We start from the raw sequence: 19,279 nt of genomic DNA, 5'->3' as shown, positions 1-19,279 counted from the left end.
GATCCCAGCATCATCGCCGGACACGGCCGGTGAAATCAGTGATGACCGCCATCGGCGGGTTCGTGATGCTCGGCGACGACCGGCTCGTGCGCGGCAGCCGGAGCCGCGGCGTGACCGGGAGCCTCGTGCGACGGCTCCGGGTGAGACAGAGCGGCGTGCGCATCGTCTGCCTCGCCAGCATCCTCATGCGCCGCATTGCCGGTCGCCGCATGGGCCATCAGCATCACTTCGACTTCGACGGCAGAAGGCGGCGGGTCAGACACGACCGTGCGGAATTCCTGGCGCTTGCCGGCGCGGATCTGCGCGGCAGGGACAGACACCGTCCATTCCAGAACCGATTCGCCATGCGCATCGCGCAGTACCGCCCGCAGGCCCGGCATGGCACGAGAGCGGCGGTCAAAATTGCGCACATCACCCTCGATTACCAGGAGCGGCACGCCGTGATTGACCTCGCGCTGGATATCGAGCTCTCCGACCGAGAAACCGTACGGGTTCACCTCGGCCCCCACTGCGGCGTAGGCCGAGGAGGCGCGCGGCCAGAGCGTGACGACATCGACCCGGAATATCCAGGCGGTCGTCAGCACGACAGCGCAGGCAATCGCCAGTGCCCCCCAGGCCCCGCCTGCGGCAGCGACCGAAAGGGTGTGACGTTTCTTTTCCTGGCGTTCGCGGAAAGCCTTGTGCGGCTGCTTCTCGACGACCGGTTCGGCCGGGGATTCCGGTGAGACCGTGTCTTGCCCCGCGGCCGCTTCCATTGGAATCTGGGCGTCGGCGGTCCATACATGTCCGCAGGATGCACAGCGCACACGGCGGCCGGCACTGCCGATTGCATCGGCATTCGCGCGATACCGCGTAGAACAGGACGGACAGCTCAGTACAATGCTCATCGTGCGTCGTTTTCGTCCAACCAGGTTCACCCGCGTCAGTGGAGGCACTCCATCAACCCGAGTATGACTGCTTCCCCGCACAGCGATCCTGAACCGGTTGTCCGCTTCGACAATGTCGGCATGCGGTACGGGCGCGGCCCCGAGATTCTGCGCGATTTGTCGTTTGATTTACCACGGGGTTCTTTCCAATTTCTCACCGGACCGTCCGGTGCGGGCAAGACGTCGCTGTTGAAGCTCATCTATCTGGCCGCCAAACCCTCGCGCGGGCTGGTCTCCTTCTTCGGCCGCGACGCCGCGACACTGCCGCGCCGGGACCTGCCGGACCTGCGCCGCCGGATCGGTGTCGTCTTCCAGGAATTCCGTCTTCTCAATCACTTGAGCGTGTTCGACAATGTCGCCCTGCCGCTGCGTGTCGCCGGAAAGAAACGTTCCGAATACGCCGAGGACGTCGCCGAACTCCTCGCTTGGGTGGGTCTCGGCGATCGCATGTCAGCCCTGCCTCCAACCCTGTCCGGCGGTGAACAGCAGCGCGTTGCGATCGCCCGTGCCGTGGTCGGACAGCCGGAAATCCTGATCGCCGACGAACCGACCGGCAATGTCGATCCGGAAATGGGCATGCGCCTGCTGCGCCTTTTCGCCGAGCTGAACAAGCTGGGCACGACGATCATCATCGCCACGCACGACCTGCAGCTGGTGCGTATGGTGGACGCGCCTGTAATGACACTGTCGAACGGTCATCTGCATATCCGGCCTTCACGCGGCCAGCGCCAGCGCAACGCCGATCAGCGTGAAGCCGAAGGCCGCGAGGCGCTGGACGCGATGTCGTCTTCCGATCCGGAGGCCCGCGATGAGTGAGCCCGCCGTTCCCAAACCGCCCGCCGGCGGCAATGGCCGGCTATTGCCGCCCGATGCCGGCCGCGACCGTCCGCTGTTCCTCGTCGCCGCCATTCTGGTTTTCCTGGCCTGTATTGCGGCCCTCGGCGCGCGCGGCGCCTGGCTGCAGGCCCAGACCTGGACCAGCGATCTGGAGTCCAGCCTGACCGTCCAGATCCGCCCCGCCGACGGGCGCGACACCATGGCCGATGCCGAATTGGCTGCGGAGATTGCCCGCGCCATGGACGGCGTCCGCGACGCGACCGCCCGCACACGCGAACACGCACTGGCCCTGCTCCGCCCCTGGCTGGGCGAAGGCAATCTGCCGGACGATCTGCCGCTACCGCTGATGGTCGAGGTCGAACTGGAGAGCGAGACTGTCCGCGCCGCCAGTTTCCAGCCCGAGGCCCTGCAAGCCCGGCTGGACGAGGCCGGGCTGGCTGCGACTGTCGACGATCATTCGCGCTGGGCCGCCGCCGTGCGCCGCGCCGCCACGACAGCACAGACACTGGGTCTCGCTCTTCTGGCGCTGGTTGCCGGTGCCGCTGCCGCCGTTGTCGCCTTCGCCGCGCGGGCCAGTCTCGCCGCCCGCGTCGACGTGATCGACGCGCTGCATCTGTGCGGCGCCGAGGACCGTTTCATCGCCGGCCTGTTCCAGCGGCGATTCTTCATGCTCGGTTTGAAATCCGGTGCGGCCGGCGCGATCTTCGCCGGCCTGGTCTCCATTCTGGTCAGCATCGGCGGTTCGCCGGCCGATATGGCTTTCTTCCTGCCGCAATGGGCGGCCGACCCGTTCGAGCTGGTCCTGCTGGCCCTGGCTCCCTTGCTGGCCGGCCTGACCGCCGCGGTTTCGGCGCGACTTGCTGTCGCGTCGGACTTGCGGGGACGCTGGTAGCACGCCACAAAACGGCCGGGTTCGCGAGGACATGCTGATGCAGGTTTCACGGGCGGCACACGCCGCACAGCAATACGGGAGCGGACAGACGCCATGAGCCGGGGCTGGATGGCATTGCGCACACTCGCCTTCCTGCTGGTGGCCGGACTGGCCATCGGCTTTCTTGTGTTCGCCGGCCGGATCGCCACCTACGCCACCCCCGATACCGGCCGCCAGGCCGATGCCATCGTCGTGCTGACCGGCGATGTGGGCCGCACCACGGCCGGCATCGATCTCCTGCGTGAAGGCCGTGCGCCCCGGCTGCTGATTTCCGGTGTCGATGCCTCAGCCACGCCGGCCGATATCCAGCGCCATTCCGGCCTGTCCGACGACGAGCTGGATTGCTGCGTCATTCTCGGCCGCGATGCCACGGACACGATCGGCAATGCCCGCGAGGCCGGCGCGCTGGTGCGCGAAAACGGTTATCGGAGCTTGATCATCGTCACGTCTGACTATCATCTGCCGCGCAGCCTCCTGGAGATGCGCGCCCTGATGCCCGGTGTCGAACTGATCGCCTATCCCGTCCGCACGACGCCGCCCTGGCAGGATTTCGGGGCATCGCGCCTGTGGCTGCAGGAATATGCCAAATTCACCGCCGTGTGGCTGCGCCAGACCGTTACACCGCGTCCCGAAAGCGTCTGATGACCCTGATCCGCTCGCTCGTCTTCTACATCTACATGTACACGCTCATGGTCGTCATGGGACTGGTCGGATTGCCCTTGCTGCTGGGGCCACGCACCTGGTCGCGCGGCTGGCTGCGGGTCTATCTCAAACTGCTCTGGTTCGGCCTGCGCTGGATCTACGGCGTCACCTTCGAGGTGCGCGGCCGCGAACACCTGCCCGCCGGCGGCGCGCTGGTTGCCTCCAAGCATATGAGCATGTGGGAGACGCTGGCTTTCTGGGAAATCCTGCCCGATCCGGCGATCATCCTGAAACACACCCTCACCTACATGCCCTTCTTCGGCTGGTTTGCCGTGAAGCTGGGCAATATCTCGGTAAACCGGAAGAAGGGCGCCAGCGCGTTGAAGGGCATGATGCGCGATGCCGCCCGCCGGGCCGGCGAGGACCGCCAGATCCTGATCTTCCCGGAGGGCACCCGCGTGGAACCGGGCGAGCATCCCGACTTCAAGCCGGGAGCCGCCGGCCTCTATCTGAACATGGGCGTGCCCTGCGTGCCGGTGGCGCTGAATTCCGGCGTCTTCCTGAAATCCTATTGCGGCCTGAAACGGCCGGGGCGGATCGTGGTCGAGTTTCTCGAACCGATCCCGCCGGGGCTGGGCAAGCCCGAATTCCTGCGCGAGCTTCACACGCGCATCAACACCGCATCGGACGCCCTGCAGGCAGTCGATGACGCCGGAATGCCGTTGGGGAGGACAGGCCGGTGACCATGAAAACCAAGCTACTCTGGCCGGTCGCGGCCATTATCGGCCTGTTCGTGCTGTATTCGGTCTACTGGATCGTCGCCAGCGGACAGATCCGCAAGGGCGTCGATGAGTGGATCGCCGACAAGGAACGCGCCGGCTACACAATCGAGCATGCCGGCCTGCATGTCGGCGGCTATCCTTATCGTTTCCAGATCCGGCTCGTGGAACCGCATTTCCGCGCACCGCAGAGCGATGGGGGCTGGGATGCCCGGCTGCAGGAACTCAGCGCGAACGCCATGCCGCACGACCTGTCCCACTGGATCGTCGCTTTCGGCGGCCCGCTGCTGCTGGAAGACTATGCCAGCGAAGACAGCCTGATCGAGGTGGCCGGGTCGGACGCCCGGATCAGCCTGGTCTACAGCGTGACCGGCGAGACCGAACGTGTCGGGGCGGAGTTCCGCGATCTGGTCTTGACCACACGTGCCGGCACACCGCCGGATATCCGCTCCATCGACGAGCTCCTGATGTCCGGCGTCGTGGACGAGGAAGATGGCTTGCGCATGCGCCTTGCCATCTCCGGTGTACGGGCCGCGCCTGGCGTGCTCGAGCCGGATGTCGAGCGCGCCTTCGGTGACACAGCGCGCACGGCCCGGGTCGATCTCGAAGTCACGCACTGGTCGGCCCTGGCCGACGGCGCCAACGCCATCGCCTGGCGCGATGCGGGCGGCGCGCTGCAGATCGCCGATGCCGAGCTGGAATGGGGCCCGGCGCATATCACCGGCAATGGTGACTTCACCATCGACAGCCTGGCGCGTCCGGACGGCCGCCTGTCCCTGCGCATCACGGACCCGGAAACACTGGCTGACGCCCTGATCGAGGCGGGTGTCGTCCCGCGCGAAAACGAGCAGGCTCTGCGCCTCGCTGCCATGATGGCCCCGCGCAGCGCCGAAGGGGTTGCCCTGCCCTTCCGCATCCATGACGGCGGCATCTATCTGGGTCCGGTGCGCCTCGGCGCGATTGACGGCTGATCGCCCGACAGCCGGTGGCTAGCCGCCCATGAATTCGGCGAGACCGTCCACCAGGCGGCGGTTTTCCTCGGCCTTGCCGACCGTGGCACGCAGCGCATTGGGCAAGCCATAAGGCTCGACCGGGCGGATGATCAGGCCTTTCGACGTCAGGAAGGCGTCGGCGTCCTTCGCCGTGCGGCCCGGCGTCTGCGGGAAGTGGATCAGCACGAAGTTGCACACGCTCGGCGTCACTTCCAGGCCCAGACCGCCGATCTGCTGACGCAGCCAGGCGACCCATTCCTCATTGTGGTCGGCCGAGCGCTTCATGAAGTCGCGATCGGCGATCGCCGCCGTGCCGGCTTCGATGGCCGGCAGGTTGACGTTGAACGGACCGCGCACCCGGTGCAGCACGTCGATGATGGACGTGTTGCCATAGGCCCAGCCCAGCCGCGCACCGGCCAGGCCGTGGATCTTGGAGAAGGTGCGGGTGACGACGACATCGTCGCGCTCGCGCGCCAGTTCCAGACCGGCGGAATAATCGGCATTGCGCACGAACTCGGCATAGGCCGCATCGACCACCAACAGTGTCGAGGCCGGCAGCGCATCGCGCAGGCGGCGCACTTCGGCGTCGGAGATATAGGTACCGGTCGGATTGTTCGGATTGGCCAGGAAGACGATTTTCGCGTCATCGCCCGCCGCCTCGACCAGCGCATCGACATCGGTTGTATAATTGCGCTCGGGTGCAGAAACGAGCTCGGCAGCGGACTGCATCGCTACCAGGCGATAGACCAGGAAGCCGTATTGCGACTGCACCACCTTGTCGCCCGGATTGAGATAGGCCCGGCCCAGCAGCTGCAGCAGTTCGTCGGAACCGCAGCCGCAGACGATGTTCTCCGCTTCCAGCCCTTCTTCACGCGCGATCGCTTCGCGCAGCTTCGTGGCTCCGCCGTCGGGATAGAGATGCAGGCGCTTGGCCGAGGCCTCGAACGCGGCCGCGGCCTTGGGCGAACAGCCCAGCGCGTTCTCGTTCGAGGACAGCTTCACCGGATCGGCGATGCCCGGCGCTTCCGCGGCACCCGGCTTATAGGGACGAATGTCGAGAATGCCCGCGCGCGGCTCAATACCCATGAAGCGACCTCTAGTCCTGAAGCGTCCGGTCAGCCCCTTGCCGTCCGGACAGGTGACGGGGAGATAGCGCGGGCTGCGCCTGCCCTTCAAGTGCGCGTTTGCGAACGGGCGCAGTGCGGCGCTGCGGCCTCACTGCGCCGGTATGCTTCACGGCCTCTGCCAGAATGACCCCGCCCAGCCCCGGCCAGGCATATTCCCCGACCTCTTCCCAGACCGACGCGATACGCCGGTGGGTCGCCCAGCCCCAGGGCGGCGCATAGAGCGCCCGCGACCAGGCGGTCGCTTCCAACAGGGAATCCTCGAGCAGGCCGGACAGCTGGCCACGCGTGAAGGGCCGGCCATGACCGAAGGGGGTCTTGTCGGACAGCGCCCACATGCCGCTGCGCGAGGCGGTCACCAGCATCAGCCGCCCTTCCGGCGCCATCACCCGCCAGATTTCTCGCAGCAGGACGGGCAGGCTGTCGGCTTCTTCCAGCGCATGGACCAGCAGGACCCGGTCGAACAAGGCTTCGGGGAAAGGCAGGTGGACCTCGTCGCCCAACGCCGTCGGCGTGCCTTCACGGGCCGGCACAATGACGCCCTGACCGGCGGGCATGAAGGAGATGCAGCGCCGCGACTGGCGGCGATAGGGATCCAGATAGGGATTGGAAAACCCCAGGCCCAGCACGTCGAGATCGCGCGTCTCGGGCCACAGCGCCCGGATCCGGCGGCCGATCATGCGGCGGGCGGTCAGACCCTGGCGGGTCTTGTAGAAGCGATCGAGTTCCGTGGCATCGCGGCGCACTGGCCAGACTCCCCGTTCATGTCCTACACAGTCGGCATTCAAGGTCACACTAACCCAAGCCGCGGCAACGACAATGAGCGACCTCCTTATCCGGCAATTCCCCTGCCTATCGGACAATTACGGCTTTCTCGTGCACGATCCGGAAAGCGGCGAGACCGCCACGATCGACACGCCGGACGCCGACCGCATCCTGGCCGAGGCCGACGCGGCGGGCTGGCGCATTACCCAGATCTGGAACACGCACCACCATCCCGATCATGCCGGCGGCAATACCTCTGTGCGCGCCGCCACCGGTGCCCGCATCATCGCGCCCAGCTATGACGCCCACCGCATCCCGGACATCGACGTGCCGGTCAGCGATGGCGACACCGTCGCGCTGGGCCGGCACGAGGCCCGCGTGCTGTTCACGCCGGGCCATACGCTGGGCCATGTCTGCTATCATTTCGCCGGCGACCGCATCGCCTTTGTCGGCGACACGCTGTTCGCGCTGGGCTGCGGCCGCCTGTTCGAAGGCTCGCCGGAGCAGATGTGGACGAGTCTGAGCCGGCTGGCGGCCTGGCCCGAGGAAACCCGCATCTACTGTGCGCACGAATACACCCAGACCAATGCCGCCTTCGCGCTCTCGGTCGATCCGGACAATCGCGACCTGCAGGCCTATGCGGCCGCTGTCGAGGCCGAACGCGCCCGCGGCGAAGCGACTGTGCCGACCACGATCGGCGCCGAGCTGGCCGCCAATCCCTTCCTGCGTCCTGCCGATCCCGCCATCCGCAAACGCCTTGGCCTGGAAGCCGCAGACGATACCGCCGTCTTTGCGGAAATCCGCCGGCGTAAGGACAATTTCTGAGCCATCCGGCACAGTCGTCAGTTTGCCGCGTTGACACACCCCGCCCCGGGGGTGACAAAACCTGTCCGACAGTCGGCCTGCGTAATCGGCACGCCGCCGGTCAATGCGGGATGTGCTGCCATGGATCCATCATCGAGCGACCGCCGGTCCGGTCATCCGCCGGCACCGGGCTTTGCGGCCCTGTTCACACCCAAGATCGTCACCGTGCTGCGCGAAGGTTACGGGCTGGCGCACCTGCGCGCCGATATGGTCGCGGGGCTGACGGTCGCCATCGTCGCCCTGCCGCTGTCCATGGCAATCGCCATCGCGTCGGGCGTCTCCCCGGCGCAGGGCCTCTATGCCGCGATCATCGGCGGCTTTCTGGTTTCACTGCTGGGTGGCAGCCGCTTCCAGATCGGCGGGCCTGCGGGCGCCTTCATCGTGCTGGTCGCCGCAACCCTGGAACAGCACGGGCCGGACGGGCTGATTCTTGCCACGCTGATGTCCGGCGTAATCCTGATCGCGACCGGCTATATGCGGCTGGGCACCTATATCAAATTCATCCCCTACCCGGTGACGATCGGCTTCACGGCGGGCATTGCCGTCATCATCTTCGCCAGCCAGCTGCGGCCGATCCTGGGCCTTGAACTGAACGGGCCGGAACCCAGCGCCTTTGCGCCGAAGCTGGAAGCCCTCGCCGCCGCCCTGCCGACGCTGAACCTGCAGGCCGCCGGCCTCGCCGTTGCGACCATTGCGATCATCGCCGGACTGAAGGCCTGGCGGCCCGGCTGGCCGGGCATGCTGGTCGCCATCGTCGCAGCCTCCACCGCCGCTGCGCTGCTGGACCTGCCCGTGGAAACCATCGGCAGCGCCTTCGACGGCATCCCGCACGGCCTGCCGGCACCCGCCCTGCCCGCCTTCTCGCCGGACAAGGCGATCGCCGTTCTGCCCAGCGCCTTTGCCTTTGCCCTGCTCGGTTCGATCGAATCGCTGCTCTCCGCCGTCGTCGCGGACGGCATGACCGGCCGGCGCCACCGCTCCAATTGCGAACTCGTCGCCCAGGGCATCGCGAATATCGGGTCCGGCCTGTTCGGCGGGCTGTGCGTGACCGGCGCCATTGCGCGGACGGCGACGAACATCCGTGCCGGGGCCCGCAGCCCGGTGGCCGGCATGCTGCACGCCGCCTTCCTGCTCGCCTTCATGCTGATCGCGGCACCGCTCGCCCGCTACATCCCGCTCTCCGCCCTCGGCGGCATCCTGGCCGTGGTGGCCTGGAACATGGCCGAACGGCACCAGTTCTTCGGCCTGCTGCGCGCTTCCAGGGGCGATGCGCTGGTGCTTCTGTCGACCTTTCTGCTTACCGTCTTCTACGATCTGACCGCCGGTATCGTGGTCGGCTTCTCGCTGGGTGCGATCCTGTTCATCAACCGCATGTCGGCACTGGCCGGCATCGACCGTCAGGGCGGCCTGGTCCAGCGCGACGTCGCTGACAGTGTCGAGCGCGAGGACTACGACGCCAGTCTCGCGAGCGATCCGGATATCGTCATCTACCGCATCCGAGGCGTGTTCTTCTTCGGAGCGGCATCGACGGTCGACAGCGTGCTGGGATCCATCGCCGACCGGCACCGCGCCTTCATTCTGGACTTCACGGACGTTCCCGCAATCGACTCGACCGCGGCTCACACCATTGCGGCCTTCGCCCGCAAGGCAGCAGACCGTCACGCCATCCACATCTGTCTTACCGGCACGAATGCGGCTGTTCGGCAGGCGCTGGAACGCCAGGGTGTCACGCCACCCCTTGCCGCCTATGCCGCATCAATCGAGGATGCCGTCTCGACCGTTCGCCAGAGCAACGCCGCCACCGGGACACCGTCATGACCCTCACACCGGAAATCCGCACCCTGATCGACACGCTGGGCATGCAGCCGCACCCCGAGGGTGGCTGGTTTGTCGAGACCTTCCGGGATGCCGACGGACCAGACGGCCGGTCGCGCTCGACCGCGATTTATTTCCTGCTGACCGCGGGCCCCGGCTCGCACTGGCACCGGGTCGATGCGGTGGAGACCTGGCACTGGTATGCCGGCGCACCGCTTGTGCTGTCTATCAGCGAAGATGCGCGGGCCACCCGCGCGATCGAACTCGGCCCCGATGTCGCCGCGGGCCAGCGCCCTCAGGGCGTCGTGCCGGAGGGCGCCTGGCAGGCCGCGCGCACAACGGGCGCCTGGACCCTGGTCGGCTGCACGGTGGCACCGGGTTTCGAGTTTTCGGGATTTGAACTGGCGCCCGAGGGCTGGGCGCCGGGGCAGGATTTGCTCTAGCTCGACATCCGCGCCAGGACCTGGGCGATCATCGCCGAGGACGGCCGTCCTGCATGGCCGGCATCCGGCGCAATTACGATCACCAAGCGGCTCGCGTCGACAAAGGCCGCCGGCCGGTCGCCCAGCACCAGGCTGATCTCCGTCAGATCGCGCAGCCGACGGCGATCCCCGGGCACCTGCCCGACGGCGCGATCGACAAGATCAAGCGTGTCGAACTGGATGCCCAGGCCGGCCCGCGGGGCCGGGGCGTACTGCACCGAGATATTGCGGTCGAGCTGGCGGGCCAGATCGCTGGCCAGACGTTCGGCACGGCTGCGGACTTCACCCGGGGATCGCGGGATCGGCGACAGGCCGGCTGCCGGACTGGCGAACTCGACGATGACGCCGTCTGGCGCGTCGGCGGGGAAGTAGGTCGCACCGCCCAGTGCATTGAGCCGCATCAGCTCGCGTCCGGTGTCGGTGATATAGGCCGTCCCGCCGCCCGGCGCACGGTCGGGATAGAGCACGAACACCTCGCTGTCGGGGGCATCGCGTTCGCGCAGCAGGGCGGCCTCGCCGGACCGGTCGAACAGGAAGAAGGCGCCGGTATCGGCCCGCTGGTACCAGCCGGTGGTCTCCTGCGCCCGCTCATTGCGCAACAGGCGGTCGCGCAACGGGTTCTGCATTCCCGAAGCAGCGCCGGCAGCGAGGGCGGCGATCAGTATGGCGGTTATCCAGCGTATCATCCCGGTCAGCATCATCAGTGGCAAGACGGCAAATTTGCGGCAGGCACTGCATCCCGCCGCAAAACCGCATCAGGCCATGTACTGACCGCCATTGATGGTGAGGGTCGCGCCGGTCATGAAACCCGCCTCCTCGCTGCACAGATAAACGACGAGCGCACCGATCTCTCCGGCCTCGCCCAGCCGCCCGGCCGGGATGCCGGCGACAATGCTCTCAAGCACTTTTTCCGGCACGGCCGCGACCATATCGGTGTTGATATAGCCCGGCGCAACGCAGTTTACCGTGATCCCCTTGCGAGCGGTTTCCTGGGCCAGCGCCTTGGTGAATCCGACCACGCCCGCCTTGGCGGCGGAATAATTCACCTGGCCCATCTGGCCCTTCTGGCCATTGATCGAGGAGATGTTGACGATCCGGCCCCAGCCGCGTTCGCGCATGCCGTCGACGACCGGGCGCGTGACGTTGAACATCGAGTCGAGATTGACCCGCATCACCTCGCGCCACTGTTCCGCATTCATCTTGTGGAACATAGTGTCGCGCGTGATACCCGCATTGTTGATCACGATATCGAACGGTGCGCCGGCTGCCTGTTCGGCTTCTGCCAGTCCTGCAGCGCAGGCATCGGCATCGCCGACATCGAACTTCACCACCTTGATACCGGTTTCCTCGGCAAACGCCCGGGCGGCGACCTCGTTGCCGGCATAGTTGGCAACCACCGAATGGCCGGCGGATTTGAGCGCGAGACTGATGGCGGCGCCGATGCCCCGAGTACCACCGGTCACGATTGCGGTGCGTGTCATTCCATCCCCCGAAATTCGACATGGCTCATCGGCCATTTGCGTTCGCGCTTGCAGCAGGCCACATTAAGCGCGTACACCCTTAGATGAAATAGCGACGCGCTCGTGTCGAGCGAATTGCGGCTCGACCGATAAAAAAAGGGCGCACCACAGGGGAGTAAGCGGTGACCAAATCGAATGGAAAGTCGCCCGAGATTATCATCAAGAAGTATGCGAACCGGCGCCTCTACGACACCTCGACCAGCCAGTACGTCACACTCGATTATCTGCGCGACCTGGTGAAGAAGGGGACGGAATTCCAGGTGGTCGATGCCAAGAGCGGCGACGACCTGACGCGCGGCGTACTGGCCCAGATCATTTTCGAGGAGGAGTCGCGCGGCGCCAACCTGCTGCCGGTCGACTTCCTGCGCCAGCTGATCGGCTTTTATGGCGACAGCCTGCAGAGCGTCGTGCCCGGCTATCTGCAGATGTCGATGAATTCCTTCGCCCAGCAGCAGGAGGAATTCCGCGAGCGCATGACCGAGGCGATGACCTCGCCACAGGCCTCCATGGCCATGCTCGAGGAGCAGACCCGCCGCAACATGGAGATGTTCGGCCAGGCCATGCGCATGTTCTCACCCTTCAACCAGCCGGGCGAACCCCCGGAGGAAGCCGGCAAGGCCACGCCGGAGAAGGAGAGCGAGGATCTTTCCGCCATGCGCGAGGAACTCGACGCGATGCGTGCCAAGCTCGATCAGATCCTCGACAAGAAGACATAGAGCGGCCCCGCGCCGTTAGGATTTTCGTATCGATTTGACGCACCCGGCAGTCCCGCGACTGCCGGGTGTATTCATTTACAACCTCTAAACCCTGTTTTCGCACCCGGATCGTGGTTAACCTCTCGTTAAGAGTTGGCATCGGCCTTGCGAAGCAGAGGGCATGACCACGATCCGCAGTGCATATTCTGTCCCGACCCCGACCCGCCGGCGCGTAGAGCCGGCCGGTCGTGCACGCGGTTCCAGCGACCATCCGCCCCGGCAGGACCGTGCCCTTGTCACCGTCCCGACCCGGCAGAAGACTGACGGCGATGCCGAACGGTCCTTTGTCCGCGCGCGTCCTGCCACGGCGGAGGTCATGGTCCAGATCATCGGTGGCGATATCCCGCGCCGGGGTATCAAGGCCGACCCCAGCGAGGTCGAGCGTTTCCGCCGCACCTACGCCCAGGCCGCACAGCCAAGCGCGCCGGCCCCGAAATGGGAGCGGCGCGCATGAGCCTGCCTCTGGGGACCGCCCGGCGTGTCGGTTTCTGGCTGGATGTCAGCCTGGGCGCCGGACTGGTGTTTTTTCTGGTCTAGACGAAAATCTCCCGCCCCGCTTGCGCGGGGCGAGAGGTTTTGTACCTATTCCCCGCCGACCGCGAGGTCGCGGCGGGCGGCGACGATCGTCACCACGAAACCGGCCACCGTATCCATCAGCGCCATCATGGTGATGAGGAAGAAGACCGAGGTGCCGAAACGGCCGACCAGCAGGAAAAGCGCCATGGCGATCACGAAGACAGCCATGGACAGGCCGTGATTGATGATCGTCGCGGTCCCCGTACCGGCCGACTTCACCAGCTCGATGAACATCATGATCAGCGCGAAGATGATCAGCAGGTCGCCGACCTTCATGCCCCAGGGGCCTGAAACCAGCGGCACCTGGAAGACCGTGTTGTCCATCAGCGCTGCGGCCGCAGCCGGTTCACCACCGGTGAATATCACCAGCACCGAATACACGATCACCGGGATGATCAGCAGTGGAATGACATTGAACATAGAACTTCCCCCCTTGGATCCGCCGGCGCGCCGAGCCTGGTTGGCCGCCGTCATACCTAACAAAACGCCGTTATCCCCGCCTCCGGCCATGTCGCATCCTTTCGTCCCCTGACCGGCGGCCGCGGGCGGGCGCCGGTATCAATACTCGTCGGTTCCGCGCGGGCTGCGCGCCCGCGAATTTAACCACATCATGCCAAGGATGTCTGTCAAAGAGGCGAAAAGACGGCCGAAATTCGTATATTTTGACGAACCGATCATGCGGTGGCGGTGCGAAACCGGGCGGAATTCGCACAGATAACCCTCACGATTCATCAGTGCCGGGATGAAACGGTGCTGGTGATCGAAGAAGGGCAATTCCAGATAGGCCTGGCGCCGGAAGGCCTTCAGCCCGCATCCGGTATCGTTGCAGTCATCGTTCAACAGCCCCTTGCGGATGCCATTGCCGACGCGCGAGGCGAATTTCTTCCAGGCACTGTCCTGGCGGTTCGCCGTTCGGTCGCCACCGACAAGGGCAAGCCCGTCCGGCGCATCGGGCCGCGTCAGGGCGTCGATCACCGTAGGCAGATCCTGCGGCGGGTTCTGACCGTCCCCGTCCAGCGTTGCGACGACCGCTCCGCGCGCATGCATCACGCCTGTCCGGATCGAGCGCGACTGACCGGCATTGCGGCGGTGCGACACCACCCGCAACATGGGCAGCTCGGCCTTTGCAGCGACGAGCTCCTCACGGGTCGTATCGGAGGAGTGGTCGTCGACGAAGATGATCTCGAAATTCCGGCCCTCGAGCGCCTCAACGATCTCGCGGGCGAGCGGCACGACATTGCCGGCCTCGTTATAGGCTGGAACGACGACGGAGATTTCCGGCGGGGTGGAGGAGGTCTGGCTCATGGGATGTCGGCTTGAGCTTGCGAAACAGGGTCTGCCCGTTACATACCGGGTTTGGTTCGCGACGCGAGGGTTTTCTCATGTCCGGCGTGAACCGGAGAGGTGGATGACCGAGCTTTCCCGGGGCCTTCGCGCCTGTTTCATCATTGCTGCGATTGCGGCCGCAGCGGCTCTGGCCGGGATATTCACCCTGCCGCCGCTCGACCGCGACGAGAGCCGCTTTGCCCAGGCGACCGCCCAGATGCTGGAAAGCGGCGATTTCGTCGAGATCAATTTCCAGGACGAGGAACGCAACAAGAAGCCCGTCGGCATCCACTGGCTGCAGGCCGCCAGCGTCGCCGCCCTGTCGAGTGCCGAGGCGCGCGAAATATGGGCCTATCGCATCCCGTCCATGCTCGGTGCCATCCTGGCGGCCCTCGCCTGTTTTTGGGGTGGACAGCGCCTGGTCGGCCGCGAAGCGGCCTTTGCCGGCGCGGCGCTTTTTGCAGCGACCGTGATGCTGGGAATCGAGGGCGGTATCGCCAAGACCGACGCCATGCTGGCCGGCGCCACAACGCTCGCCCTGGCCGCCCTGGCCAATCTGCGCGCCGCAGGGGGCCCCAAGACCGCCCTCCTCTTCTGGCTCGCGCTTGGCCTGGGCGTGCTGATCAAGGGGCCGGTGACACCGATGGTGGCCGGCCTGACGATCGTGGCGCTGGTGATCTGGGAGCGGGAGTGGCGCTGGCTGAAACCGCTGCTCTTCTGGGCCGGGCCGATGCTGGCGATCGTGATGGTCCTGCCCTGGATCGTCTCCATCCAGATCGCCACCGAAGGCAATTTCCTGCGCGAGGCACTGGGCGGCGATATGGGCCCCAAAATCATCTCGGCCCAGGAACGCCATGGCGGCTGGCCGGGCTATTATCTCCTGCTGCTGCCGCTGACCTTCTTCCCGGCCATCCTTTTCTTCGTGCCGGGCCTGACACGCCTTATTCCGGCCGTGCGCGGCCGGATCGACGAGGACGCAGCCCGCACCGCCCGCTTCCTCATCGCCTGGGCCCTGCCGACCTGGATCGTCTTCGAACTCATGCCGACCAAACTGCCCCACTATGTGCTGCCAACCTATCCGGCGCTGGCGCTGATCGCAGGCTGGGGGTTTGTGGAGCTGGCAAAGACAGCGAGCTGGGCGCGCTGGACCGGCTGGGCGCTGTTCGGACTGGCGGGGCTGGCCTTTGCCATCTTCGTTCCGGCGATTTTCATGGTGTATGGCGACAAAACGGGTCTCGACCTCGTCCGATTGGTCGTGGCGGGCTTCAATGAGAGCGACTTCGAACCCGGACTCGATCCGGCTGCAATCGCGACAGTCGGCATTGCAAGCGCACTGTTTGCCGGCCTTGCCGGGGCGGCGCTGGTTGCTGACAGGTTCCGGCCGGGAATGCTCGCACTCTGCCTTGCCGTGCTGGCCGGACTGGGCTGGCATGTCATGACCCGAAGTGCCGCCCTCCCGAACGCCGAGGCCGTGCGCCTGGCCGATCGCGTGCGGGCTGTGAGGGCGATGGCCCCCGAAGTGGCAGGTGTTCCTGCGGACTCCATCGTGACTGCTTCATCCTACACCGAACCCAGTCTCGTCTTCTCGCTGGGCACGGATACATTCCTCGGATCAGCGGAGGATGTGCTGGCCTTTGCAGAAGCGCGCGCCGAGCCCACATTGGTTGTACTGGACTTGTCGCGGGATGATGGCCTGCGCGAAGCCATGACCGGAACCGGAACAGGCGATGGCCACGGCGGAGCGTCAAGCTGGTGGGCTGCAGAACACTCGGGATTGCCCTGCCTGCACGCCCGCTCCGGGATCGCCGGGACCAATTACTCGCGAGGCCGTGATACCGTCCTCGCCGTCTTTTTTACGCATTGCTCCGATATGGACACCCCCAATGACCCGCAAGATTGAAATCGTTGAAGTCGGCTCGCGTGACGGGCTGCAGAACGACCCGGCGATGATGTCGACGGACACCAAGGTCGAATTCGTCGAACGCCTGATCGCGGCGGGCGTCAAGCGCATGGAAGCCGCCAGCTTTGTCCATCCCAAACTCGTGCCGGCCATGGCCGACAGCGACGAGGTAATGCAGCGTGTGCCGCGCCAGGACGGGGTGAAATATATCGGCCTTGCCCTCAATGAGCGCGGCATGCGGCGGGCGCTGGAGGCGGGCTGCGACGAGGTGAACTACGTTATGGTCGCCTCGCCGGGCTTCGGCCTGAAGAACCAGAACGCCACGCCGGATGAGACGGCCGACCTGTTCGACCGCATTGCCATTCTCGCCCATGACGAGGGCGTACCCGTTTCAGTGACCGTGTCCGTGGCCTTCGGCGACCCGTTTGATGGCGAGGTCGATCCCGCGGTCGTCGCACAACTGGCCGGCCGGGCCCGCGCCGCCGGCGCGGTCGAGTTCGCCATGGGCGACACGATCGGCGTGGCCGACCCGTGGAAAGTCCGCAGGACGCTGGATCTGGTGCGCGCCGAGAGCGGTGACATGCGCCTGCGCATGCATTTCCACAACACGCGCAACACGGCGATGGCCAATATCTACGCCGCTGTCGAGGCCGGTGTTGACGTGATCGACGCCTCGGTCGGCGGGATTGGCGGCTGCCCCTTCGCCCCCGCGGCCACCGGCAATGTGGCGACCGAGGATGTGGTCTACATGCTCGAACGCGGTGGTTTCGACACCGGCCTCGATCTCGGAAAACTCATCGAAACGGCAAAATGGCTGGAGACGGACGGGCTGAAACACCCGGTGGATTCAGCGCTGTCACGGGCCGGCGGATTTCCTGAAGCGCTATAGGTTAGCGGTCCGCACCGCCGCTCGCGCGCCGGATACGGCGCAGCCGCCGCGCGGCCCGCCGGCGAGCCATCAGATTTCGCACCTGAGCTCTCAAACGCAGCAGCGTGACACGGCCCCAGATCGCCGCAAAGATCGGCCCGATCATCGCCATCGTGGCCAGCCGCTGCAGCGGTCCGGGATAGTGCTTCCAGAAATACTTGATGAAACCCAGTGCCTTGTGGGTCTCCACGAAGAAAGGCGAGGTGCGGCTGGTGCCACCATAGTGCAGGATTTCTGCGCGCGGTTCGAAATACACCCGGCCGCCCATGGCGCGCACCTGGCGGCAAAGGTCGATATCCTCGACATGCAGGAAATAGCGTTCGTCGAACCCGCCACGATCAAGGAAGGCCTGGCAAGGCACCATCATGGCAGCCCCCGAGACGACCGGAACGTCCATCAGCCCGTTGGCCAGCGGCTGGTTCTCGAAATGCAGATTGCGGGCCCCCGGAATAAATCGATCCAGCCCCAGAAAGCTGACCATCGCCGAGACCGGTGTCAGTTCGCCCCGCCGGCCGCCGCGCTGCTCGGTGCCGTTCTCGTTGGTGATGCGGGCGCCGAGCACCCACATGCCGGATCCCAGCTCTGCTGCAGAGGCCTTGAGCCGGCGCATGGACCCGGGACGCAGCACCGCGTCGGGGTTGAGAAACACCACCCACTCGCCGGACGCGCGCTGAGCGCCGATATTGCAGCCCTTGGCAAAGCCGAGATTGGCACCGGTTTCAACCAGAACAAGCTTGTCGCTTCCCGCCGCCATTTCGCGCAGCCGGCGGATCAGATTCGGCGGATTGCCGTGATTGACGAGCACAAACTCGTCGACACCGGGCGCGGCAAGGATTGCAGCAACAGCCTCGAGCAGGCGCGGTCCGGTCTGCCATGAGACCGTGACGACGCTCAGACGCGCGGCACCCGCCCCCGGGGCTGCTTGGCTCCGAGAAAGAGGACCGACGTCGCCGCCAACGCTACTGTCCCTTGGTGCCATTCCTGCCAGACCCCGTAGGAGAACACGATGAGGGATACATAAACCACAAGTATCCAGACCACTCCAACGGCCTGGAGCCGTGAAAGTTGCCGGGCACCTGCAATTCTTCCCCCCATGGCAACCAGACAGGACGCCAGGAGCACAGCTCCGACAGCGCCTGTTTCAAGCCAGATGTGCAAAGTCGCATTGTGCGGGTGCAACGGCAAGCGTTCGATTGTGTAGCCGGCCAGTTCCATCTCGGCATTGAGTGGCCGCGACGCATCCAGCCCGTAGCCCGTCCAGGGCTTTTCCCGGATCAGTTCGCCGGCATAGGACCAGATCTCCAGACGCCAGACCCAGGACAGCGGCATTGCGTCACGCAGGCTCTGCGGCATGTGGGCGATGACATCGGGCAGGGCCAACGGCATGACAATCAGCATGCCCGCCACCGTCCCGAACACGATGGCCAGCAATGTGCGCGGCCAGAATACGGTCAGAACGGCCGCGATCCCGGCCAGCATGAAGGCAACGGTATTGACCTCGGTATCGAAGGCAAAGGCCGCAACAGCGGCGAGGCAGACGAACACCGCCCCGATGAGTGGCCCGCCTTCGCGCCATGCGATCAACGCCGCGGGCACCGACAAGAGGAGCAGAGGCACGGCCGCATGCCCCAGATTGCGATTTACATGGATCATCTGGTCGCGCTCAGGCAGGCTGCCCATGCCCTCCACGGCGATCTTGAAGCCGCGGGTTGCGCTGCCGTCCAGCATGGCTTCGGCAAAGAGGTAGAGGCCCAGCCCGGCGACAAGGAACATGATCGCCGCTTCGACACGCCGCTGCCAGGCGCCGCCCAGCTTGCCGATGCGCACGACAAAAAGCGCATAAAGGGGAATACCCAGACAGGTTCGCCAGATCTGGCCGGGGTCGTCATGCGGCGACCACAGGAAGCTCAGCGCGACCCAGACCAGGAAGAGGCCGCCGGCGATCAGCGAAATCGGCACCCGGCCGGGCCGCCAGAAGGACGGCTCGACCGGAAAGGCCACGAGCGCCATGATCGCCACGGCCGGCGCGATCATCAGCGATCCGGCAACGCCGAAAAGGAAGGAGAGTGCGAACGCGGCGATGCCGGCTATGCCTGCCCTGGTGTCATCGCGCACGT

At 65.8% G+C, this 19,279-nt stretch carries 21 protein-coding genes and 1 pseudogene; 12 read left to right on the top strand and 10 right to left on the bottom strand.

Annotated features, from left to right (window positions below; genetic code table 11):
* Positions 1 to 35 precede the first annotated feature (35 nt).
* Both ACXAJV_RS13435 and ACXAJV_RS13430 read right to left on the bottom strand, forming a co-directional pair.
* Entirely contained in the window at positions 36 to 755 is a 720-nt protein-coding gene (locus tag ACXAJV_RS13435) for a DUF3426 domain-containing protein (RefSeq protein ID WP_475086007.1), read from the bottom strand.
* Positions 756 to 782: 27 nt separating this feature from the next.
* Positions 783 to 887, bottom strand: a pseudogene (locus ACXAJV_RS13430) (MJ0042-type zinc finger domain-containing protein); the annotation flags it as partial.
* A 63-nt stretch (positions 888 to 950) separates the two neighbouring features.
* Between ACXAJV_RS13430 and ftsE the strand changes: the two are divergent.
* The 5 genes from ftsE (at position 951) to ACXAJV_RS13405 (ending at position 5,086) form a co-directional block, all read left to right on the top strand.
* Entirely contained in the window at positions 951 to 1,742 is a 792-nt protein-coding gene (ftsE, locus tag ACXAJV_RS13425) for a cell division ATP-binding protein FtsE (RefSeq protein WP_475085935.1), read from the top strand.
* Entirely contained in the window at positions 1,735 to 2,655 is a 921-nt protein-coding gene (locus ACXAJV_RS13420) for a cell division protein FtsX (protein ID WP_475085934.1), read from the top strand. Before ftsE ends, ACXAJV_RS13420 begins: the two co-directional genes overlap by 8 nt.
* Positions 2,656 to 2,748: 93 nt before the next feature.
* Positions 2,749 to 3,336 carry a YdcF family protein gene (locus ACXAJV_RS13415; protein WP_475085933.1) on the top strand — a complete coding sequence of 196 codons (588 nt, stop codon included), beginning with the start codon at positions 2,749 to 2,751 and terminating at the stop codon, positions 3,334 to 3,336.
* Positions 3,336 to 4,079 carry a lysophospholipid acyltransferase family protein gene (locus ACXAJV_RS13410; protein WP_475085932.1) on the top strand — a complete coding sequence of 248 codons (744 nt, stop codon included), beginning with the start codon at positions 3,336 to 3,338 and terminating at the stop codon, positions 4,077 to 4,079. Before ACXAJV_RS13415 ends, ACXAJV_RS13410 begins: the two co-directional genes overlap by 1 nt.
* Positions 4,080 to 4,081: 2 nt before the next feature.
* On the top strand, positions 4,082 to 5,086 hold the full coding sequence (locus ACXAJV_RS13405; RefSeq protein ID WP_475085931.1) for a DUF2125 domain-containing protein: 1,005 nt from the start codon (positions 4,082 to 4,084) through the stop codon (positions 5,084 to 5,086).
* Positions 5,087 to 5,104: 18 nt separating this feature from the next.
* On the opposite strand, the gene hisC is transcribed toward ACXAJV_RS13405, so the two are convergent.
* Positions 5,105 to 6,193, bottom strand: coding sequence for a histidinol-phosphate transaminase (gene hisC, locus ACXAJV_RS13400; RefSeq protein ID WP_475085930.1), 1,089 nt, complete (start codon positions 6,191 to 6,193; stop codon positions 5,105 to 5,107).
* Between the two features lie 10 nt (positions 6,194 to 6,203).
* Positions 6,204 to 6,977 (bottom strand): class I SAM-dependent methyltransferase, encoded by a 774-nt coding sequence (locus ACXAJV_RS13395; protein WP_475085929.1) that lies wholly within the window; start codon positions 6,975 to 6,977, stop codon positions 6,204 to 6,206.
* Between the two features lie 73 nt (positions 6,978 to 7,050).
* Between ACXAJV_RS13395 and gloB the strand changes: the two genes are divergently transcribed.
* From gloB to ACXAJV_RS13380, 3 genes are all read left to right on the top strand, one after another.
* Entirely contained in the window at positions 7,051 to 7,821 is a 771-nt protein-coding gene (gene gloB / locus ACXAJV_RS13390) for a hydroxyacylglutathione hydrolase (protein ID WP_475085928.1), read from the top strand.
* Between the two features lie 120 nt (positions 7,822 to 7,941).
* Positions 7,942 to 9,678, top strand: a complete 1,737-nt coding sequence (locus tag ACXAJV_RS13385) for a SulP family inorganic anion transporter (RefSeq protein ID WP_475085927.1) — start codon at positions 7,942 to 7,944, stop codon at positions 9,676 to 9,678.
* Positions 9,675 to 10,118: a cupin domain-containing protein gene (locus ACXAJV_RS13380; RefSeq protein ID WP_475085926.1), complete on the top strand. Its 444-nt coding sequence runs from the start codon at positions 9,675 to 9,677 to the stop codon at positions 10,116 to 10,118. The genes ACXAJV_RS13385 and ACXAJV_RS13380 overlap by 4 nt, the downstream gene beginning before the upstream one ends.
* Here the strand turns inward: ACXAJV_RS13380 and ACXAJV_RS13375 are convergent.
* Together ACXAJV_RS13375 and phbB are read right to left on the bottom strand one after the other, a co-directional pair.
* Positions 10,115 to 10,843: a DUF4908 domain-containing protein gene (locus ACXAJV_RS13375; RefSeq protein WP_475085925.1), complete on the bottom strand. Its 729-nt coding sequence runs from the start codon at positions 10,841 to 10,843 to the stop codon at positions 10,115 to 10,117. The two genes, ACXAJV_RS13380 and ACXAJV_RS13375, sit on opposite strands and share 4 nt — an antisense overlap.
* A gap of 69 nt (positions 10,844 to 10,912) precedes the next feature.
* Positions 10,913 to 11,638, bottom strand: coding sequence for an acetoacetyl-CoA reductase (gene phbB / locus ACXAJV_RS13370; protein ID WP_475085924.1), 726 nt, complete (start codon positions 11,636 to 11,638; stop codon positions 10,913 to 10,915).
* A gap of 161 nt (positions 11,639 to 11,799) precedes the next feature.
* On the opposite strand from phbB, the gene phaR reads away from it, so the two are divergent.
* Positions 11,800 to 12,393 carry a polyhydroxyalkanoate synthesis repressor PhaR gene (gene phaR, locus ACXAJV_RS13365; RefSeq protein WP_475085923.1) on the top strand — a complete coding sequence of 198 codons (594 nt, stop codon included), beginning with the start codon at positions 11,800 to 11,802 and terminating at the stop codon, positions 12,391 to 12,393.
* A gap of 160 nt (positions 12,394 to 12,553) precedes the next feature.
* Positions 12,554 to 12,886, top strand: coding sequence for a hypothetical protein (locus tag ACXAJV_RS13360; protein WP_348507594.1), 333 nt, complete (start codon positions 12,554 to 12,556; stop codon positions 12,884 to 12,886).
* A 128-nt stretch (positions 12,887 to 13,014) separates the two neighbouring features.
* Here the strand turns inward: ACXAJV_RS13360 and ACXAJV_RS13355 are convergent, their stop codons facing one another.
* Positions 13,015 to 13,428 carry a hypothetical protein gene (locus ACXAJV_RS13355; RefSeq protein WP_475085922.1) on the bottom strand — a complete coding sequence of 138 codons (414 nt, stop codon included), beginning with the start codon at positions 13,426 to 13,428 and terminating at the stop codon, positions 13,015 to 13,017.
* A gap of 138 nt (positions 13,429 to 13,566) precedes the next feature.
* A complete protein-coding gene (locus ACXAJV_RS13350) occupies positions 13,567 to 14,313 on the bottom strand; it encodes a glycosyltransferase family 2 protein (protein WP_475085921.1) in 747 nt (248 codons plus the stop codon).
* 103 nt (positions 14,314 to 14,416) lie between these two features.
* Between ACXAJV_RS13350 and ACXAJV_RS13345 the strand changes: the two genes are divergently transcribed.
* Both ACXAJV_RS13345 and ACXAJV_RS13340 read left to right on the top strand, forming a co-directional pair.
* The gene (locus tag ACXAJV_RS13345) at positions 14,417 to 16,234 is read left to right on the top strand and encodes an ArnT family glycosyltransferase (protein WP_475085920.1); all 1,818 of its coding nucleotides are present in this window, start codon (positions 14,417 to 14,419) and stop codon (positions 16,232 to 16,234) included.
* Positions 16,218 to 17,123 (top strand): hydroxymethylglutaryl-CoA lyase, encoded by a 906-nt coding sequence (locus tag ACXAJV_RS13340; RefSeq protein ID WP_475085919.1) that lies wholly within the window; start codon positions 16,218 to 16,220, stop codon positions 17,121 to 17,123. Before ACXAJV_RS13345 ends, ACXAJV_RS13340 begins: the two co-directional genes overlap by 17 nt.
* Position 17,124: 1 nt before the next feature.
* On the opposite strand, the gene ACXAJV_RS13335 is transcribed toward ACXAJV_RS13340, so the two are convergent.
* Together ACXAJV_RS13335 and ACXAJV_RS13330 are read right to left on the bottom strand one after the other, a co-directional pair.
* On the bottom strand, positions 17,125 to 18,141 hold the full coding sequence (locus tag ACXAJV_RS13335; protein WP_475085918.1) for a glycosyltransferase family 2 protein: 1,017 nt from the start codon (positions 18,139 to 18,141) through the stop codon (positions 17,125 to 17,127).
* On the bottom strand, positions 18,054 to 19,277 hold the full coding sequence (locus tag ACXAJV_RS13330; RefSeq protein WP_475085917.1) for an O-antigen ligase family protein: 1,224 nt from the start codon (positions 19,275 to 19,277) through the stop codon (positions 18,054 to 18,056). The genes ACXAJV_RS13335 and ACXAJV_RS13330 overlap by 88 nt, the downstream gene beginning before the upstream one ends.
* Positions 19,278 to 19,279 lie beyond the last annotated feature (2 nt).

Source organism: Maricaulis sp. ABE4_448, assembly GCF_056160825.1.
This window is presented reverse-complemented; position numbering and strand designations above follow the sequence as displayed.

Excerpts from the sequence above, each read along its gene's own strand:
- ACXAJV_RS13380 (WP_475085926.1), top strand. The coding sequence starts at position 9,675 with ATGACCCTCACACCGGAAATCCGCACCCTGATCGACACGCTGGGCATG.
- ACXAJV_RS13385 (WP_475085927.1), top strand. The coding sequence starts at position 7,942 with ATGGATCCATCATCGAGCGACCGCCGGTCCGGTCATCCGCCGGCACCG.
- ACXAJV_RS13355 (WP_475085922.1), bottom strand. The coding sequence starts at position 13,428 with ATGTTCAATGTCATTCCACTGCTGATCATCCCGGTGATCGTGTATTCG.
- ftsE (WP_475085935.1), top strand. The coding sequence starts at position 951 with ATGACTGCTTCCCCGCACAGCGATCCTGAACCGGTTGTCCGCTTCGAC.
- phbB (WP_475085924.1), bottom strand. The coding sequence starts at position 11,638 with ATGACACGCACCGCAATCGTGACCGGTGGTACTCGGGGCATCGGCGCC.
- ACXAJV_RS13415 (WP_475085933.1), top strand. The coding sequence starts at position 2,749 with ATGAGCCGGGGCTGGATGGCATTGCGCACACTCGCCTTCCTGCTGGTG.
- ACXAJV_RS13340 (WP_475085919.1), top strand. The coding sequence starts at position 16,218 with ATGACCCGCAAGATTGAAATCGTTGAAGTCGGCTCGCGTGACGGGCTG.
- gloB (WP_475085928.1), top strand. The coding sequence starts at position 7,051 with ATGAGCGACCTCCTTATCCGGCAATTCCCCTGCCTATCGGACAATTAC.
- ACXAJV_RS13375 (WP_475085925.1), bottom strand. The coding sequence starts at position 10,843 with ATGATACGCTGGATAACCGCCATACTGATCGCCGCCCTCGCTGCCGGC.
- ACXAJV_RS13435 (WP_475086007.1), bottom strand. The coding sequence starts at position 755 with ATGGAAGCGGCCGCGGGGCAAGACACGGTCTCACCGGAATCCCCGGCC.
- ACXAJV_RS13405 (WP_475085931.1), top strand. The coding sequence starts at position 4,082 with ATGAAAACCAAGCTACTCTGGCCGGTCGCGGCCATTATCGGCCTGTTC.
- ACXAJV_RS13420 (WP_475085934.1), top strand. The coding sequence starts at position 1,735 with ATGAGTGAGCCCGCCGTTCCCAAACCGCCCGCCGGCGGCAATGGCCGG.
- ACXAJV_RS13410 (WP_475085932.1), top strand. The coding sequence starts at position 3,336 with ATGACCCTGATCCGCTCGCTCGTCTTCTACATCTACATGTACACGCTC.
- ACXAJV_RS13345 (WP_475085920.1), top strand. The coding sequence starts at position 14,417 with ATGACCGAGCTTTCCCGGGGCCTTCGCGCCTGTTTCATCATTGCTGCG.
- ACXAJV_RS13350 (WP_475085921.1), bottom strand. The coding sequence starts at position 14,313 with ATGAGCCAGACCTCCTCCACCCCGCCGGAAATCTCCGTCGTCGTTCCA.
- ACXAJV_RS13335 (WP_475085918.1), bottom strand. The coding sequence starts at position 18,141 with ATGGCACCAAGGGACAGTAGCGTTGGCGGCGACGTCGGTCCTCTTTCT.
- hisC (WP_475085930.1), bottom strand. The coding sequence starts at position 6,193 with ATGGGTATTGAGCCGCGCGCGGGCATTCTCGACATTCGTCCCTATAAG.
- ACXAJV_RS13360 (WP_348507594.1), top strand. The coding sequence starts at position 12,554 with ATGACCACGATCCGCAGTGCATATTCTGTCCCGACCCCGACCCGCCGG.